This window comes from Levilactobacillus yonginensis, from assembly GCF_003946265.1.
GTDB lineage: Bacteria > Bacillota > Bacilli > Lactobacillales > Lactobacillaceae > Levilactobacillus > Levilactobacillus yonginensis.
Window position 1 is genome coordinate 1 of sequence record NZ_RHNO01000031.1, and the last position, 16,080, is coordinate 16,080.

General features: G+C 49.7%; 13 protein-coding genes. 6 read left to right on the plus strand and 7 right to left on the minus strand.

From position 1 onward, the window contains the following. Positions 1–198: 198 nt before the first annotated feature. A complete protein-coding gene (locus EKM87_RS11265) occupies positions 199–651 on the plus strand; it encodes a type III toxin-antitoxin system ToxN/AbiQ family toxin (RefSeq protein ID WP_225428446.1) in 453 nt (150 codons plus the stop codon). Between the two features lie 226 nt (positions 652–877). Here the strand turns inward: EKM87_RS11265 and EKM87_RS11270 are convergent, their stop codons facing one another. Both EKM87_RS11270 and EKM87_RS11275 read right to left on the minus strand, forming a co-directional pair. Then, positions 878–1,858 (minus strand): hypothetical protein, encoded by a 981-nt coding sequence (locus EKM87_RS11270; protein ID WP_125684820.1) that lies wholly within the window; start codon positions 1,856–1,858, stop codon positions 878–880. Between the two features lie 583 nt (positions 1,859–2,441). Then, complete coding sequence (locus EKM87_RS11275) at positions 2,442–3,386, minus strand: zinc-binding dehydrogenase (RefSeq protein ID WP_125684822.1); 945 nt, start codon at positions 3,384–3,386, stop codon at positions 2,442–2,444. Between the two features lie 95 nt (positions 3,387–3,481). Between EKM87_RS11275 and EKM87_RS11280 the strand changes: the two genes are divergently transcribed. Next, positions 3,482–4,288, plus strand: a complete 807-nt coding sequence (locus EKM87_RS11280) for a MerR family transcriptional regulator (protein ID WP_125684824.1) — start codon at positions 3,482–3,484, stop codon at positions 4,286–4,288. Between the two features lie 828 nt (positions 4,289–5,116). On the opposite strand, the gene EKM87_RS11285 is transcribed toward EKM87_RS11280, so the two are convergent. From EKM87_RS11285 to EKM87_RS11305, 5 genes are all read right to left on the minus strand, one after another. Further along, on the minus strand, positions 5,117–5,818 hold the full coding sequence (locus EKM87_RS11285; protein WP_125684826.1) for a DnaD domain-containing protein: 702 nt from the start codon (positions 5,816–5,818) through the stop codon (positions 5,117–5,119). 90 nt (positions 5,819–5,908) lie between these two features. Beyond that, positions 5,909–7,090 (minus strand): pyridoxal phosphate-dependent aminotransferase, encoded by a 1,182-nt coding sequence (locus EKM87_RS11290; RefSeq protein ID WP_125684828.1) that lies wholly within the window; start codon positions 7,088–7,090, stop codon positions 5,909–5,911. 22 nt (positions 7,091–7,112) lie between these two features. After that, entirely contained in the window at positions 7,113–7,616 is a 504-nt protein-coding gene (locus EKM87_RS11295; protein WP_125684830.1) for a cell wall elongation regulator TseB-like domain-containing protein, read from the minus strand. 49 nt (positions 7,617–7,665) lie between these two features. Then, positions 7,666–10,506 (minus strand): helicase C-terminal domain-containing protein, encoded by a 2,841-nt coding sequence (locus tag EKM87_RS11300; RefSeq protein ID WP_125684832.1) that lies wholly within the window; start codon positions 10,504–10,506, stop codon positions 7,666–7,668. Between the two features lie 423 nt (positions 10,507–10,929). Continuing rightward, the gene (locus EKM87_RS11305; RefSeq protein WP_125684834.1) at positions 10,930–11,313 is read right to left on the minus strand and encodes a hypothetical protein; all 384 of its coding nucleotides are present in this window, start codon (positions 11,311–11,313) and stop codon (positions 10,930–10,932) included. Between the two features lie 549 nt (positions 11,314–11,862). Between EKM87_RS11305 and mvk the strand changes: the two genes are divergently transcribed. Genes mvk through fni form a run of 4 tightly spaced genes read left to right on the plus strand, consistent with a single transcriptional unit; the run spans position 11,863 to position 15,949 of the window. Next, entirely contained in the window at positions 11,863–12,810 is a 948-nt protein-coding gene (gene mvk / locus EKM87_RS11310; protein ID WP_125684836.1) for a mevalonate kinase, read from the plus strand. Continuing rightward, entirely contained in the window at positions 12,807–13,790 is a 984-nt protein-coding gene (mvaD, locus tag EKM87_RS11315) for a diphosphomevalonate decarboxylase (protein WP_125684838.1), read from the plus strand. The genes mvk and mvaD overlap by 4 nt, the downstream gene beginning before the upstream one ends. Before the next feature lie 34 nt (positions 13,791–13,824). After that, entirely contained in the window at positions 13,825–14,898 is a 1,074-nt protein-coding gene (locus tag EKM87_RS11320) for a phosphomevalonate kinase (RefSeq protein WP_125684840.1), read from the plus strand. A gap of 13 nt (positions 14,899–14,911) precedes the next feature. Beyond that, positions 14,912–15,949 carry a type 2 isopentenyl-diphosphate Delta-isomerase gene (gene fni, locus EKM87_RS11325; protein ID WP_125684842.1) on the plus strand — a complete coding sequence of 346 codons (1,038 nt, stop codon included), beginning with the start codon at positions 14,912–14,914 and terminating at the stop codon, positions 15,947–15,949. The last annotated feature ends 131 nt before the right edge of the window (positions 15,950–16,080 follow it).

Here is a 16,080-nt window from a genome sequence, read left to right on the forward strand (position 1 = left end):
CACGCAAGATTTTAGGCTGGAAGAGTCCATCTGAAGTTTTCTTTGGGACAAAGTTACACTTGATTTGACAATTCGTCACCAAAACAATTTTCTTCTTCCAATTATACAAAACAGAATCAGAAGAAGATTTAATCTTTAAAAGACTACTGCCTGAAGCTTAAATTTGGAATTTGGTTACGTTAATACCGACTATATTATTTGAGAAGAAACGAATCACGAGTTCTAATGAACAAAAGTCATCGTCCATATTTAGGCGTTGTCTTGCGTTTTGGTGATTATACTTATTTTGCACCATTGGAATCGAAGAAGACCAATAAAAATGTAAATAGTCAGGTTACAATGAAGGTTTGGGGTGACTTCACAAAAAACAAAGGACTTTTAGGGTATTTGTTGTTGAATGATATGATCCCCGTTACTGATGCAGATTGGACCCCTTTAGATTTTCACAAATTTGAAAAGACTGATCCACGACGTTATTTGTTATTATCAAAAGAATGGCTATGGGTGAAGTCTAACACTGATAGAATTCTGAAGAAGAGTGCTAAGGTATATGACTTGAGATGTAACCATTATGTTCCGTTCGTTAATCAAATTTGTCTTAACTACAAGCAGATGGAGAAGATGTGTCGTGAGTTTCATGAATTGACATAAAGATAATCAAAACACAACTACTTAGTAAAAATTTGGGATAATTACAAAATGTTGTTATTATATATATGTAGCTGTATTCCTCACGTTAGTGAGGGTGATCCTACCGATGACGACAAACAACGGAATAACTATTTGTATTCCCCACACTGGTGGGGTAAAATTATGATGATGTATAATAAAAAACACCCTAATAAGTAGGGTGTTTTTTATTAAGTCTAATATTCAATTATCGCCACAATCCACTATCCGCAGCTACTTTATTCACTAAAACAATCTTACTATGCCAATTATATAAAACTGAATTTGGAGAAGACTTGATATTCAATGGAATAGCACTCAATGCCGGTGCCAAATCTTCTTCTAAATCACCAAAATACTTAAACCCTGAATGTGGTTCAGCTAAAATCTTCTTACCATTTTTTCCATTTCCAGAAATATAGTATAACTTCCAATGATTAGAGTTATTAGTGAAAGTTTCACTATTCGAATAAGTTCCCGGCATAACTTCGAAAGCATATTTAGGATGATCATTTTTACCTAAAATTCGATTACCATTCGACAACGTTCCAACATATCCATAGTCATCTAACATATATTTCTTCGTTCCCTTAGCTACTTTCAAGTATCCTTTAGAATCAGTTAATGCTCCAGAACCTTTTTTACCTGGCTTAAGCAGCCAATTATTAATCACTGCTGGATTACTGGAATTACTCATGACCTTTTTCATGCTCTTCAGCATACTCTTACTAATCTTATTGCTTGAGCTTACAGAAGAACTTGACTTAGCACTCGTGGCTACAGCCTTACTTGACTTTGTCTTAGCCTTTGGAGCCTTGCCATTCTTCACATAACCGTGCCAAATCCAGCCCTTAGTCTTACCATTGCCTGATTTGATATAGTTATAAACAGCAGTCTTCTTGTTAGCCTTAACAACCTTAGCTTGCTTAGTCCGATAGAAAGTGGTGTGCTTATAGTTCTTAGCCTTATGAGAGATTTTGCTGAGCTTAGCCGATGAATACATATTCCCTTTAGAAACATGAACAGCCTTCTTAGCTAACTTCTTATAGCGAAGAACTTTATTCTTTTTGCTGGCTTGTGCGACGGTCACGCCATTACTATCATATGTAATTGGATCACTTAAAACACTAATTCCGAGACCTAGGCTTAAGGTCGCTACGATGGCCAACTTTGCAGCTTTAGACTTCAAAATAATTCACTCTTTTCTTTATGTAGGATAAGTACCATTATAGTGAGAAAATATTTAGATTACAATACTTAGCAACTGCCAAAGGGTCCGTAAGATTGTCATTCAGATACAATCTTACGGACCCGCCTTATTTCATTTCCATTTTCATAATCAATCACTAGCCTAAACACTGTTAAAATCTGATCTACAATGCGTGGCTAACTGAAAGCTTTCACGGTCCCCGCAATAAGCACGGCAAATAACAAAACATCCTTTAGATGCAACTCGCCCGTCACAATTCTCGCCAAGCCAACCCCTACCACCAATATCATTACACCACTCATAAAGTATTTAAGTCTTCGTTTATCGACCATGCTAGGACTCCCCTTCAAACCATCACTAGCCTTAACTCTGATTTTACTACGCCATGACGGTGTAACTCAGCGCTAACATCACCTTTGAACAGTAACCTTAATAAGTTGGCACAAAAAAAGACTGGGAGATTCTCCCAGCCTCATGCTTATTGCTCAGTATACGTTACTGGCACGGGTGCCTGAAAGCACTCAATCTTACTCTCTTCGTTTCATTTAATCTCTATGTCGTCTTAGTCGTTATCAACGATAACCTGGCCCAACTCCCGGCTTTCCATCACGTACTTGTGAGCAGCCTGAATGTCAGCCAGTTTGAAGACCTTGGCAATTGGAATCTGTAAGTCATTTTCCTTGATCAACTTAAACATCTCGTCCACCAGATCCTGTTGAACGTCGGTCGTGTCAAACACCGTGAGTGACTTGCCCGCTAGGATGAATGGGTTGAAGTTCTCTACGATCCACTCACCGGCCAACAACCCAATTAGGCAGACCGTACCGCCCTGGTTCAAGTGTGTAACGGAATTGGCCAGGGTGACGGTGCCCACCATGTCGATGATCCCGTCAAAACTCTGGTCGGTCACCAAACTATTGTCGGTATCCAAGATGGCATCGTCCGCCCCATTTTCAATCAGTTCAGCCAGCATGGTCTTCCGCCGCGTGGTGGCAGTTACTTTCAGGCCAAACACCTTGGCCAACTTAATGGCAGCCAAGCCCACGGCACTGGTACCGCCGCGAATCAGCAACGTTTGTCCCGCTGTCAGTGAGAGCGACTTCACGGCACCAATGGCCGTGTAAAAGTTTTCGGGATACTGGGCCAACGTGAACCAATCACCGTCATAGTCTACTGGGTACAGGTTTTCATCAGCGACCAGCGCAAATTCTTGGTAACTCCCGTCGACTTCGCGGCCAAAGCCACCCATCATCGTCATGACCTTTTGACCAACCTTTAACTGGCTGTTCGTAGCGGGTTCAGTCACTTCACCGACCGCTTCGACCCCAATCACACGAGGGAACTTGACTGCGGGTGACCCTCCGGCCCGCGTCAACACTTCATAACGGTGCACGCCAAACGCATGAATCCGCATGACTGAATGCGTCGCATCGGCCCGGGGAATTGGCCGGTCCACCATCTTCAAAACGCTCGTGTCACCCGGCTTATCAATCACAATTGCTCGCATTATTTTTCCTCCACTCATTTAGCTATTTGCTTAATCAACAGCATCAGTATAAAGTATAACGTAACGGAACAGTCAAGCCATGAGAGGGGAATTTGATGTTAACGATTCAAAATTTTGCCAAATTATCCGGGACCACCCGTCGAACACTCCTGTTCTACGATGAAAAAAACCTCTTCAAACCCAGAAAAGTTGCGGACAACGGTTACCGCTACTATGACTATGATCAGTTGTATCAGCTAACTTTTATTCTCCAATTACGGCGACTGGGACTCCCCATTGCCCAAATCAAGGCGTTAACCAAAACGACCAACGATGGTTCACTGGACACTGACTTGCAAGGTATCCTGGCTGAAATCAACGACCAACTCGACAACTTGACCCTGTTGAAGGAGACCCTCACAACGCGGTTCAAGCAACCCGAAACGACCGCAGCCTTCTCGAAGAATCAACCCAAAATCGTAACAGGTGAAGCAAGCCTGTTCTGCCGGTCGCGCCAATCAGTCGCCTGCACCGAGGAAGAAATCGCCGAAATCTATGCTGAATTCTACGAGCAACTGGGAAAAATCAATCTCGTGAATCAACGTGACTCAGGCTTTTTGACCCAATTACCCGACAGCAGTGCTAACGATTACCCCACCGCTTCGTTTTGTATTTTAAAGGCGGTCTCCGCGCGGACCAACACCGGTGATCTACCCTTGATCAAGAAACCAGCGGGTCAGTTCGTTTCGATTGACACCACTAATGACACCAAAAACATTTGTATTGCGCTAAAGATTCTCGCTGAATATATCAACGACCATCAGCTGCAGATCACCGATCAGTTATGGCAGATGAATCTCGGTGAAAACTTTACCAGTAAGGGTGCGTCCAAACTGGTGCGGTTACAGTATCAGATACAGTAAATTACTAACTATAGACGTAAAAATGCTAGAAACGGCTGTGGGCTGCTTCTAGCGTTTTTTTCATAGAATTAGTTTGTATATTAATAGTGTACGTGGACCGCACTCCGGCAGCCAGGGAGGTAGCCTGCTGTGGGGACTCTTCAGCCAAAGAACGGGCTTCTCGCTCGATTTGAAGCCACGCAAAACCCCGTGTCTTCAAAGTCGCCCGTGCTGTAAACTGGCAAAAAAAACCAGTTAACACCACTTTCACGGCCGGCTACCTCCCTGGCCACCTCCGGCTCTGATTACGATTTAACAGAAACATTGCTGAAATATCTACTCATATCACTCTAGAGGTCGGCCGATACCAGTTACCGGATTATTCCTCAATAAAATACTGTATACGCCGAGAGGTTGCCAGATATGAGCTCAGGCGCGTCGTTCTGCTTTGTCAGTAGGTGTTTTCCCTACTGGCTTAGCAGAAGTCCAAGCTGGGGACTCGGTTCTTTCGAGGCTTCAAGTTGCGTCTGCACCATTCTATCCCATATCTGGCGGCCGATAAGGTACTATCTACAACCTGCTAACACCAGTGTTAGAACAAGCTTAACTGGCAAACAATTCCAACAGTTAACACAATTTAAGCCGGAGGTGGTCAGAGGTGGTGCCAGCTGTGAAAATGGCGTTAGCTAGTGATTTTCTAGCTTAGGCCATGGGCGCTTTTGAAGACAGGTGGGTTCCCTGGCTTAAAAACGAGCGAGAAGCCCGCCTTTCGGCTGAAGCGTCCCCACAGCAGGCACCGCCTCTGACCACCGGAGTGCGACAACTTCCACCATAATTTACAGGTTAACTCTAATCGTCCGTTAGTTTAAAGATGGGGACATCTGGAATATCGCTGCCACCCGGTTGCGCCGTTGGCTTAGCTGCGTGCCGGGGTTCTTGCCGTTCCCGTTCCTTTTGGACCTGAACGGCCGTGGTCAGGTGTTTCTTCTCCCAACTCAACAGGATGCGATCCATGTACTTCAAGCTGTACGCCTGACTCAACACGGCCTCCTTCAAGGCAAGTTGAATCAGTTCTGGCTTATAGTGGTCCTGGTCGAGCCACTGACTAATGCTTTCCATTTCTAATGGAGACAACGGCCGGCCAAACTCCGTCTCAATGGCGTTGAAGACCGTGGACCGTTCATTGGTCACCGTTTGCTTCACTTCTTGGTGCGTTTCCTGAACGGCGAGCTGACTCAACCGCTCCGTCAACAAGCGAAAATCGTAGGCATCTTGCTTCTGCCCCTGGCTGTCGGTCACGGTCGTAATCGTCATTAATTTATGACTGATCATTTCATGCAACAGCTGGTAGACCCGCTGCTTATCCCAGCCCAGGTGGGCCGCAATCTCGTCTGCATCGGGCAGTGAGATGCCCTGGTCCATGTAGCGGCGCAATTGTAGGTAGATCAAGAGCTGGTCGGTGGTCATCCCCACTTCTCTAAAGTGGTCGAGCAGGTAATTCGCTAAGCTGGTCTGACCAGCCGCAACGTACCGCTGTATAAATTCATCCATAAGCTTCCGCATCCTCCTCAAAAGGGTTTCCTGGGCCTTAGAGAAAAAACGAGACCGGGAGTTTTTTCCCAGTCTCTCCCTAAAGCTCATTTAATTATTTTCCATAAATTGGCTTAGTCGTGCCATTGCCGTCCGGAGTTTCTCCGAGTCGGTGGCGTAGCTCAACCGAATGTGTTGGGGCAGGCCAAACGCTTCCCCGGTGACCACGGCTACGTGCGCCTCATTTAAGACTGCCGACACAAACTCATCGGTCGTCTGGAAGCCCTTCATAGCCATTGCTTCACTGACATCTGGAAAGAGGTAAAACGCCCCCTGCGGCTTCTGTGGCAGGCTAAAACCTGGAATGGCCGCCAACAATGGGTAGACCAAATCGAGTCGTTGCTTAAAGGCTGCGTTCATTTGCCCCACTGGCGTTTGATCACCAGTTAAGGCTGCTAGAGCCGCCGCCTGACTGACCGCTGCGGCGTTACCCGTCATGTGGGACAACACGTTCTTCATCGCCGTCGTAATCTGTTGGTTAGCCACTGTGTAGCCGATTCGCCAGCCGGTCATCGCGTACGTCTTGGAGACGCCGTTGACCAAAACGGTGTGCTCAGCCACTGCAGTTCCCAGGGTCAACATCGACGGTGCTGGTGCCTGTTCGTCATAGACCAGGTCGCCGTAGATCTCATCGGCAACCACGATAATGTCGTGACGAACCGCCCAGTCCCCAATTGCTTGTAGCTCGGTCTTAGAGTAGACGATACCACTCGGATTCTGAGGCGAGTTCAGCACAATGGCCTGCGTCGTTGGGGTGACAGCGGCATCAAGTTGTTCTGGCGTTACCTTGAGTGAAGCGCTCGGGGTAACCTCGATTGGATGACCACCCGCCAACTTCACCTGTTCACTGTAACTGACCCAGTATGGTGCTGGCAACAACACGTCATCCCCAGGATTCAGGATAACTTGGAACAAAGTGTAGAGCGCCATTTTAGCACCCGTCGTGACCACGACCTGATCCGGCGACACCTGTACGCCCTGCTTGGTTGCTAAAGAATCCGCAATCGCCTGACGCAGTGGCAGAATCCCCGCCGTTGCCGTATAACTATCCACTTCGTTGGCCCGAATCGACGTGACCGCGGCCTCTTTAATGCTGGTCGGCGTATCAAAGTCCGGTTGACCCAATCCTAAGTTGATAACATCAATTCCCTGTGCCTGTAACTCCTGCGCCTGTTGCGACGTCTTTAACGTTGCCGATGGCTTGACGGCTAATGCGCGTCGTGAAAGTTGCATGCGCCACCCTCCTTTTTGACCCTTAAATATTCGCGATTTGTTGTAAAACTTTGCCATTACTGTACTGGAACGTGAGGTAGCAGAGTTCCCCACTCTTATTCAGGTAACTCACTTGCCAAGCTGGCTTGCCGTTAAACAAGCACAGTGCGGCAGAAAGCACCTTCTTCGGGTTACGTTGCCAAGCTTGCTTTAAGGCCGTGTTCCGGGACATCCCAGCACTCTGCTTCAAAACGGTAACGTTCTTCCCCGACTTGGGTACAATGGCATAAACGGCCTGTTTGGCCTTGTTCGTGCCAGCAACCGTGTAGTAGGTCGTATCTAAGTTCGTCCAGTAGAAGCTATTGACGCTGGTCAAATGCCCAGACTTTTTCGCGACCGTTTCGGCCCGCGCCTGTTGCTGACTAAGCGGCTTAGTTGCCTTATTAATGACGTACGCACCACTGATCAGCAATGCCAAAATCACGATTAAGACACTCAGCAAGACCCAATGATGCGGTCGCTGACGCCGCTGATACTGTTGTCTCATCAATTTACCATCGTACTCCCTTGTCAAAATTCAATCTTTCCCAATTATATCAGACTTCCGGTGGTGTCACCGAGTCGTCCGGTTGATTTTCGAAAAAATTAAGTAAACCTTGAGCAATTTCGCCCACGTCTCCGGTCGTTTGATTCAGGTCGGTTGGTAACGCCCGCAAAATACTCTTGCCGTACGTCTTTTCAATCAACCGCTGATCTAAGATAACAATCGCGCCGCGGTCGTGCGGTGTCCGAATCAGTCGTCCGATTCCCTGCCGCAATTTGAGCGTGGTGGCGGGCAAGGCCGCATTGTAGAACGGATTCTTGCCAGCGGCCTCTAACCGCGCGTAATTGGCCTTTACAAATACCCGGTCCGGCGAATCAAACGGTAGCCGCGTCACAATCAAGAGTTCCAGCTGTTCTTCCGGTAGGTCGATGCCCTCCCAGAAACTAGCTGCTCCTAACAAGATGGCGCCATGACTGGTTGCGAAACGTTTTGCAATTCGTTCCTTACTGCCACTAATGCCCTGCGCAAAGATTTCCCGTTTAGCAAATTCCGGTTGTTTGACCAGCTGTTGATAGACCTGTTCGATCACACTTAAGGAGTTGAACAGAACTAGCGTCTGCTTGTTCACAGCGCCAGCAATTTGGGAAATGGCGGCTGTCAGGTACGTGATGTAATCTGCCGGCGCCACCCGTGATAGGTTCGGACCAGAATCTGCCACAAATAGCTCCGCCTGATTGGCGTAGTCAAAGCTCGACCGCATACGGTGCGTCGCGGTCGTTTCCCGGTCGAGGTCGAATTGGTCCAGGACGTACTGGGAACGGCCAGACGAAAAGAGCGTGGCTCCCGTAAGTAAGACGGGCTGAAAACCAGCGTACAGGTGTTGCCGTAAGAATCCTTCGGTGGCGAGTAACCCGCTGGCCATTTGCAAGCTGTTGCGGTCACCCACGTGGTTGATCGTTAACCAAAAGAGACTGGCTGGCGCCTGATCGGCCACCTGTTGAAAGATGGTCAATAAGCGGGCCATTTGGTCATCAAATAAGTGAATCCGGGTATCGACCTGCTCAAACAGGTAGCGTTCAGAAGCGACAAATTGTTCATGTTGTTGATCGAACCGTTGGCGTAAGCTGCCCAACTCGGCCAAGAGGTCGTTCGTGGTGTTGGCGGCCTTCTTGGCCACATCACCACGAGATAATTCGGCAGCTAGGTCCTTGGCTGGAATCAATTCTTCAATGATCTGATTGTGATTATTTAAGCGTTTGCTAGCCAGAAAACGGAGGAACAACCGCTCAATCAGCGCCGTCAACTGGTTTTCCAGCGCCGCGCTGGTGGCTAACATCTGATTCAGGGTCGCGGTAGCTCCCCGATTGTCGGCAAAGAGCTGCAATAGACTGGGACCAATTTCACGACTGATATCGCGTTGAATGTGGTGCAATTCATTGATCAATTGGGCAAATTTCACCTGCGTTCGCCGCTGCTTGAGCGTACTGTCCGGCAGGTGTTGGGCCTCATCCACAATCAGATAAGGCTGATGCAACCGTTCACCCAGATCTAAAGCGTGCTCACTCAGGTAAGCGTGGTTCACGATAATAAATTGCGCCTGCGCCATCCGCTGGTCTCGGCGCCGAATAAAATCGTCCTCGAAGAACGGATTATCCGCCGTCACCGACCCCTCGTGCACGATTTCTTGAAAGTATGGTGCTCGGTAAGTTGCCAGGTGGAGCTCATCTAAGTCACCAGTCGTCGTCATGGTCAACCAGACTAGCAATCGTAACTTTAACAGTTGCGTCTGCTTGGACGTCTCGGCCACCTTTAACGTGGTCGCGAAACGTTGGAGGTCCAGGTAGTGGCGACTCCCTTTAACTAAGACTGCGTTAACAGTGAACGGCACGATCTGTTTGAGCAACGGAATCGTCTGGTTCAGCAGTTGTTCCTGCAAGAGCGTAGTCGCCGTGCTGACCACGACCTGCTTCCCCGTTTGACCCAGATAGGCGAACGGTAGCGTGTACCCCAGGCTCTTCCCGATACCGGTCGGTGCCTCCACAATCATCTGTTTGACGGGGTGCCGGTCCGACTCGGCGTAGTTGTTGTAAATGTAATTCATCATCTTAGCTTGTTCCGGACGCCATTCTAGGTTTTCCGGCATCAGTCTTTGTTTCTGTTTCTTGGTCTTCGGGTACTTGCTAGGCGCCGCCAAGGTGGTGGTCGCCATCGCAGTCGGCTTACGTAACGCCAACCCATTTTTCACATACAAAAAGTCCGGCAATTTGCGTGGTGACTGGTCATTCAACCGTTTAGCCACGTCAAAAAGTGCCGCCGTTTGGAGCGGTAGTTCGGGGTGTAACTGAATCATCTGTTCCAGGGTGACCAGTGGTAAGGCCCGCAGCCGCCGGAAGAGGAAAATGAACAGTTCGGCCGTCGCGCTGGCATCGCTGTCCGCGGAATGTGGATTGTCGTGCTCGATGTTAAAGAGCCCGCTCAAATCGCGTAACCGAAAACTAGTCGCCGTGGGCAAGAGAATCTGGCTCAACGAAACGGTGTCCACCGCGGCAATCGTCAGTTCGGGATACCCCACGCGGTCAAACTCAGCGTTAATGAAGGGTAAGTCAAAGTTCACGTTGTGGGCCACGAAGACCGTATTGGTCAATAGGCTGTACAACGTGCCCGCCACGTCATCAAATAACGGTGCGTGTCGGACCCGTTTGTTCGAAATCCCCGTCAGACGGGTAATCGCTGACGGAATCTCTCTGAGGGGGTTCACGTCCGTTTCAAAGTGATTAATGATTTTATTATGCTGGACGAAGACGCACCCGATTTGGATAATGCGGTCGCCATCTGTCACACTGGTTCCGGTCGTCTCAATATCTACGACCGCGTAAACCGTGTCTTTATCCATAGTATGCTCACCAATTTCTGCACAATTTGCGTTTATAACTGGCACTATGATACACCACTTAGGCCGCCAACGCTACGCCTTGATTTTTGTGATTAGTTCTGCGTTCACTACCAAAGGCCGGTTCGGTGGTCAGGTACTCCGCCTGTGGGACCGCCTAAAGCCTGCGAGGCGGTCTTTAGGCTCGACTTTAAGCCTCAAAGTTCGAGTCTTAAAGCTCGTCCTTGCCCTGTAAGCCCAAGTAGCCCGCTTGGCCTAACAGGGCCACCACGGGCTCCGTGCCTGACCACCTTCACCTTAGATTGTGTTTCCTCATAATTTAACTGGTGGCTGGCGTATGGTCACCATGCGTGATAAAAAGTCTGCAACGTTAGCCACCAGACAAAGTAAGTCTCCCAAATGTCGGAAAACCTGTTTTAAACTATTTTACTTTTTGTACAGGCTAAGATGATTGCCAGAATCATTAAAAGTTACGTGGTGAACACTAACAAAATACATCGTTGACATTGATTGATGTCGACGAGTCTCACCGTTGTAACCACGGAATTTATAGCGACGTTTACCCATCTTCTTGTACTTCAGATGCGTCATATTTGGCGTATTGTCATCAAAAACCAATTTTTTCTTACTAATCTGCAAAACGTCATACTCTCCACCCTTAACGGCCGGCTTATCAGTCCAAGTGCCACGAGCAATCTTAGGCGCCCCTTTATGCCATCTAGCAGCTTGTGCAGACGTATCATCGAGTATGGAAGTTCCTAAACCTAGACTTCCTAAGAGCAGTAATGAAGTAATAATCTTATGATGCATCTTTTGACATCCCCAAATATATGTATTTTAAACAATTTCATCATATCATTTTTTCTAACCGTCACAAGAGCTCAATTGACAACGAACAAACTGCTCCAAGTTGACAAATATTTAGGTAGCCCATCACCCCACTCAAGCTCATGATTAGGCAATCTTGGGTCTCACTACCCAAAGCCACCGGTTGCCAGGGAGGGTCCACGCCGTGTCGACGGTGTTGGCTAGCGTTTCTCAGCTAGCCTACAGCGTGGGACGAGCTTAAAGACTCGCGCGATTTTCGGGAGGCTTTAAGTCGAGGAGAAAGACCGCTTCTCAGGCTTTCTCCGGTCCCCACAGCGGGGCCCCTCCCTGGTGACCGGTGGCGGCCAGTAACGACAACCAATGCGACCAATTGGTTAAAAAGGTTAACCAACAAAAGTTAGTGTTATTTCTATAGAAAGAGTTAATTTTTGGTTGTTTTAACGTTTTTAATCTGCAAAACTAGCACAACCGCAATCAGTAGAGTATGATATTCTGGTAGATAAAATCGATGAAGAAAGCGAGCGAGATAACTTGGGTAGAACGGCTATCGGGAAAAGTAATGCCAAAATTATTCTCATCGGGGACCACAGCGTTGTGTACGGTCAGCCGGCAATCGCTCTCCCCCTGCCTTCCGTCACCACTACGGTCGTCATGACGACGACCACGACGGGGCAAACTCTAAACAGTCGCTATTTCGACGGACCCATTTCCCAAATGGGCCAAAACCTGGCGGGCGTCGCTAAATTGATCAGTGTCCTGCTCGACCGCTTCGACGGTCAGGAGCAGGCTTTTAACATGACCATTACCAGCGATTTGCCTGCCGAACGTGGCATGGGCTCCTCCGCTGCCGTGGCGGTGGCCATTACCCGTGCCATGTATCAATTCTTTGACCGGCCGCTAAACCGGGAACAATTACTCGCCACGGCCGGTATCGCCGAAAAGATTACCCATGGTAATCCCAGTGGTATTGACGCCGCTACGGTTAGTTCCCCCGTTCCCGTCTGGTTCGTACCCCACCAGGAAACCTTGCAGATTCCCTTTACACTACAGGGCTACCTGGTCATTGCCGACAGTGGTATCAAGGGACAAACGGGCCAAGCGGTCGCCGCGGTCGCTCGACGCCGGGTCACCTTTCCACAAGTGACCCAGCAACAAATCGACACCTTAGGCCAGCTAAGTCATGAGGCCCGTACGGCCTTAGCCACGCCCAATTTGACACAACTCGGTCAGATTCTCACGACCGCTCAGGTTCAATTAAAAGGCCTCGGTGTAAGTTCACCGGAACTTGACCAGTTGACCCAAGTCGCCAGCAACAACGGCGCCCTGGGCGCTAAATTGACCGGTGGCGGTATGGGTGGTTGTTTGATTGCCCTATGCCGCGATTTAGCTACGACTCGACGCGTCAAAACGGCCCTCTTAGCCGCCGGCGCCACTGAGACCTGGACAGAAGCCTTTAACCTTGAGGAGGAACCCCAATGAACGCAGCGGCCACCGCGCGAGCACACACCAACATTGCGTTGATCAAGTACTGGGGCAAAGCAGACACGAAGCTCATGCTGCCACAGACTAGCAGCCTGTCCCTCACCTTGGATCAATTTTATACGGATACATCCGTGACGTTTGATACCAGCCTGACTCAGGATGAAGTCACATTGAATGGTCAACTCCTGACAACGCAGGCAGGACACAAGGTCCATAACTTCTTAGACCTCGTGCGCCAACGTTCTGGGCAATCCGCTTTTGCTCGCGTTGACTCCACCAATCACGTGCCAACCGCAGCGGGACTTGCATCCTCGGCCTCCGCTTTTGCGGCCTTAGCCGCTGCCGCTAGTCAGGCTGCTGGGCTCAACCTTTCGCGGACGGACCTTTCCCGGCTTGCACGTCGGGGGTCTGGGTCCGCAACGCGCTCCATCTTCGGTGGTTTTGCCGAATGGCACGCGGGCACAGACGACCACAGCTCTTACGCCGAACCGTTTGAAGAGACGGTCGACTGGCCGATTGCTGTGGTGGCACTCGTACTGGATGCCCGGCAGAAGAAGGTCAGCTCCACGCAAGGCATGCAAAGCAGCGTGACGACCTCGCCGTACTATCCAGCCTGGAAAAACGTGGTCGACCAAGACTTGGCGGCCATCAAGCCGGCGATTCAAGCGCGCGACTTCACCACTATGGGTGAAATCTTAGAGGCCAACGCCATGCGAATGCACGCCCTCACCTTAAGTGCCAACCCACCGTACAGTTATTTCAACGGTGATACGTTGGCCGCGATGGCCACCGTCCAAGCCTTGCGGGAACAGGGAATTGCCTGTTACTACACGCTGGACGCTGGTCCGAACGTCAAGGTCTTCTGTCAAACCCCGGACCTTCCTGCGATCACGAAACGTTTTAAGGCACAATTTGGTGCCAATAGCGTTATCGTTGCCCACCCAGGACCGGGCATTAACTTACAAGCTACACTATAAAAATATCTATTAGTCACAGAAGGGACTTGATTCTTTGATTTCCGCGCAAGCACCCGGAAAACTCTATATTGCTGGCGAATACGCCGTGGTTGAACCAGGGTATCCGGCGATCATCGTCGCCCTCAACCAATTTGTTACGGTCACAATCACGCCCAGTCAGGACTATGGGCGCATTGCGTCCAAACAATACCAAGAGAACTCCCTTTACTGGCAACGCCAGGGAACCGAGCTTATTTTTGACAATCGGGACAATCCCTTTCACTACATCCTGTCCGCCATTCATTTAACGGAACAGTATGCGCAAACCTTGGGTAAGCCCCTGGCCATCTATCACTTAAACGTCAACAGTGACTTAGACAGTGCCGACGGGAAAAAATACGGGTTAGGCTCTTCCGCCGCCGTCACCGTCGCTACCGTGAAAGCCCTCTGCCAGTTCTACGACATTCCAATGAGCAAGGACCGCCTCTTCAAGCTGTCCGCCATTGCCCACTTGGACGTCCAAGGCAACGGGTCATTGGGTGACATCGCCGCCTCCGTCTATGGTGGCTGGATTGCCTACCAGGCCTTCGATCATGACTGGTTAGCCTCAGCACGCCGGGAACTTTCCTTGGAACAACTGCTGGACGCCAACTGGCCTGGCTTAGAAGTGGAATTATTGACGCCACCAGAATCACTCCGCCTAATGATCGGTTGGACTGGGACTCCCGCTTCCACCTCCCACCTGGTGGATAAAATTTCCCTGTTCAAAGCCACTCGCCGCAAGGACTATCATGCCTTTCTTCGTGAAAGTCGTGAGTGCCTGCAACGAATGATCGGTGGGTTTCACAATCAAGACCTCAACGCCATTCAACACGAAATTGCCGTTAACCGGCAGTTGCTGAACCGGCTTGCTACGCTAAGCCACGTCACGATTGAAACCACGCTACTGAAGACCATGTGTGACATTGCTGAACACATTGGTGGGGCCGCTAAGTCCTCCGGGGCCGGTGGTGGTGACTGCGGAATCGTCATCATTAACGCCGCCAAGGACCTCGCCCACCTGCTACACGAATGGGAAGGCCGCGGCATTGAACCACTCAAACTCAACGTCCACAACGTTATTGAATAGTTAGGAGACCGCCATGGAAATTTCACGTCACGCTCACCGTAAGGATGAACACTTGTCGCTCGCAGAAAAATTCTATACGCCCACGGCAGATAGTCAATTTGATCAGCTGCGGTTCGTCCACCAGAGCCTACCTGAAATGGCAGTCAGCGACGTGGATATCACCACGCAGCTGGGGCCGTTGACCCTCCCTGTGCCCTTGATGATTGAAGCCATGACCGGTGGCAGTCCCCGCACTGGGAAGGTCAATGCTGCCTTGGGCCGCATTGCTGCTGCTACGGGAATGCCCGTAGCAAGTGGCTCTCAGAGCATCGCCTTGAAGGATGACGCAGCAATTGCCACGTTTACCCCGCTACGGGAAAATAACCCGGACGGTGTGGTCTTCGCCAACATTGGTGCCGGACACACCGTCGCCCAGGCACAAGCGGTGGTCGACATGTTGGCCGCCAACGCCTTGGAATTACACATCAACACTGCACAGGAATTAGTCATGCCTGAAGGTGACCGTTCTTTCCACTGGCTAAATGGGATTGGTGAAACGGTAGCCGCACTGAACGTCCCCGTTATTGTGAAGGAAGTCGGCTTCGGCATGGCTAGAGAAACTCTTGAACAACTGGCTAAGGTCGGCGTAACCTACGTTGATCTCGGTGGTCGCGGTGGCACCAACTTCGCGCAAATTGAAAACTTCCGGCGACCAGATAAAGAGCTGACTTATCTGGCTGGCTGGGGGCAATCAACCGTCGAATCACTGTTAGAAGCCTATAGCGTGCCGCAACAACAGGTCATCGCTACGGGTGGTGTGCGTCACCCACTAGATGCTGCCAAGGCACTGGCCTTAGGTGCCAGTGTCGTCGGTAGCGCCGGTCAAGTGCTACATAGTCTTTTACGAACTGACGAAGACGCCACCGTTGCCATGCTTCAAAGCTGGCAGACGGGCTTGAAACGGATCATGACATTGCTTGGTACCTGCAATTTGGCGGAATTACGGCAACAGCATCTCTTGTTGTCACCCGAATTACTGAGTTATTGTGACCAACGCCACCTTGATTATTAAACTTATAGTTAGCGAAAGGGCTATTCTGGATTTACCGGAATAGCCCTTTTTGTATTATGCCTTTAGGCCCGGTTGAGCACGCTAAAGCGTGCGAAACAAAAAACCACCCGCTATGCGGGCGGATAGTAAAT

Excerpts from the sequence above, each read along its gene's own strand:
- EKM87_RS11275 (WP_125684822.1), bottom strand. The coding sequence starts at position 3,386 with ATGCGAGCAATTGTGATTGATAAGCCGGGTGACACGAGCGTTTTGAAG.
- EKM87_RS11280 (WP_125684824.1), top strand. The coding sequence starts at position 3,482 with ATGTTAACGATTCAAAATTTTGCCAAATTATCCGGGACCACCCGTCGA.
- EKM87_RS11285 (WP_125684826.1), bottom strand. The coding sequence starts at position 5,818 with ATGGATGAATTTATACAGCGGTACGTTGCGGCTGGTCAGACCAGCTTA.
- EKM87_RS11290 (WP_125684828.1), bottom strand. The coding sequence starts at position 7,090 with ATGCAACTTTCACGACGCGCATTAGCCGTCAAGCCATCGGCAACGTTA.
- EKM87_RS11295 (WP_125684830.1), bottom strand. The coding sequence starts at position 7,616 with ATGAGACAACAGTATCAGCGGCGTCAGCGACCGCATCATTGGGTCTTG.
- EKM87_RS11300 (WP_125684832.1), bottom strand. The coding sequence starts at position 10,506 with ATGGATAAAGACACGGTTTACGCGGTCGTAGATATTGAGACGACCGGA.
- EKM87_RS11305 (WP_125684834.1), bottom strand. The coding sequence starts at position 11,313 with ATGCATCATAAGATTATTACTTCATTACTGCTCTTAGGAAGTCTAGGT.
- mvaD (WP_125684838.1), top strand. The coding sequence starts at position 12,807 with ATGAACGCAGCGGCCACCGCGCGAGCACACACCAACATTGCGTTGATC.
- fni (WP_125684842.1), top strand. The coding sequence starts at position 14,912 with ATGGAAATTTCACGTCACGCTCACCGTAAGGATGAACACTTGTCGCTC.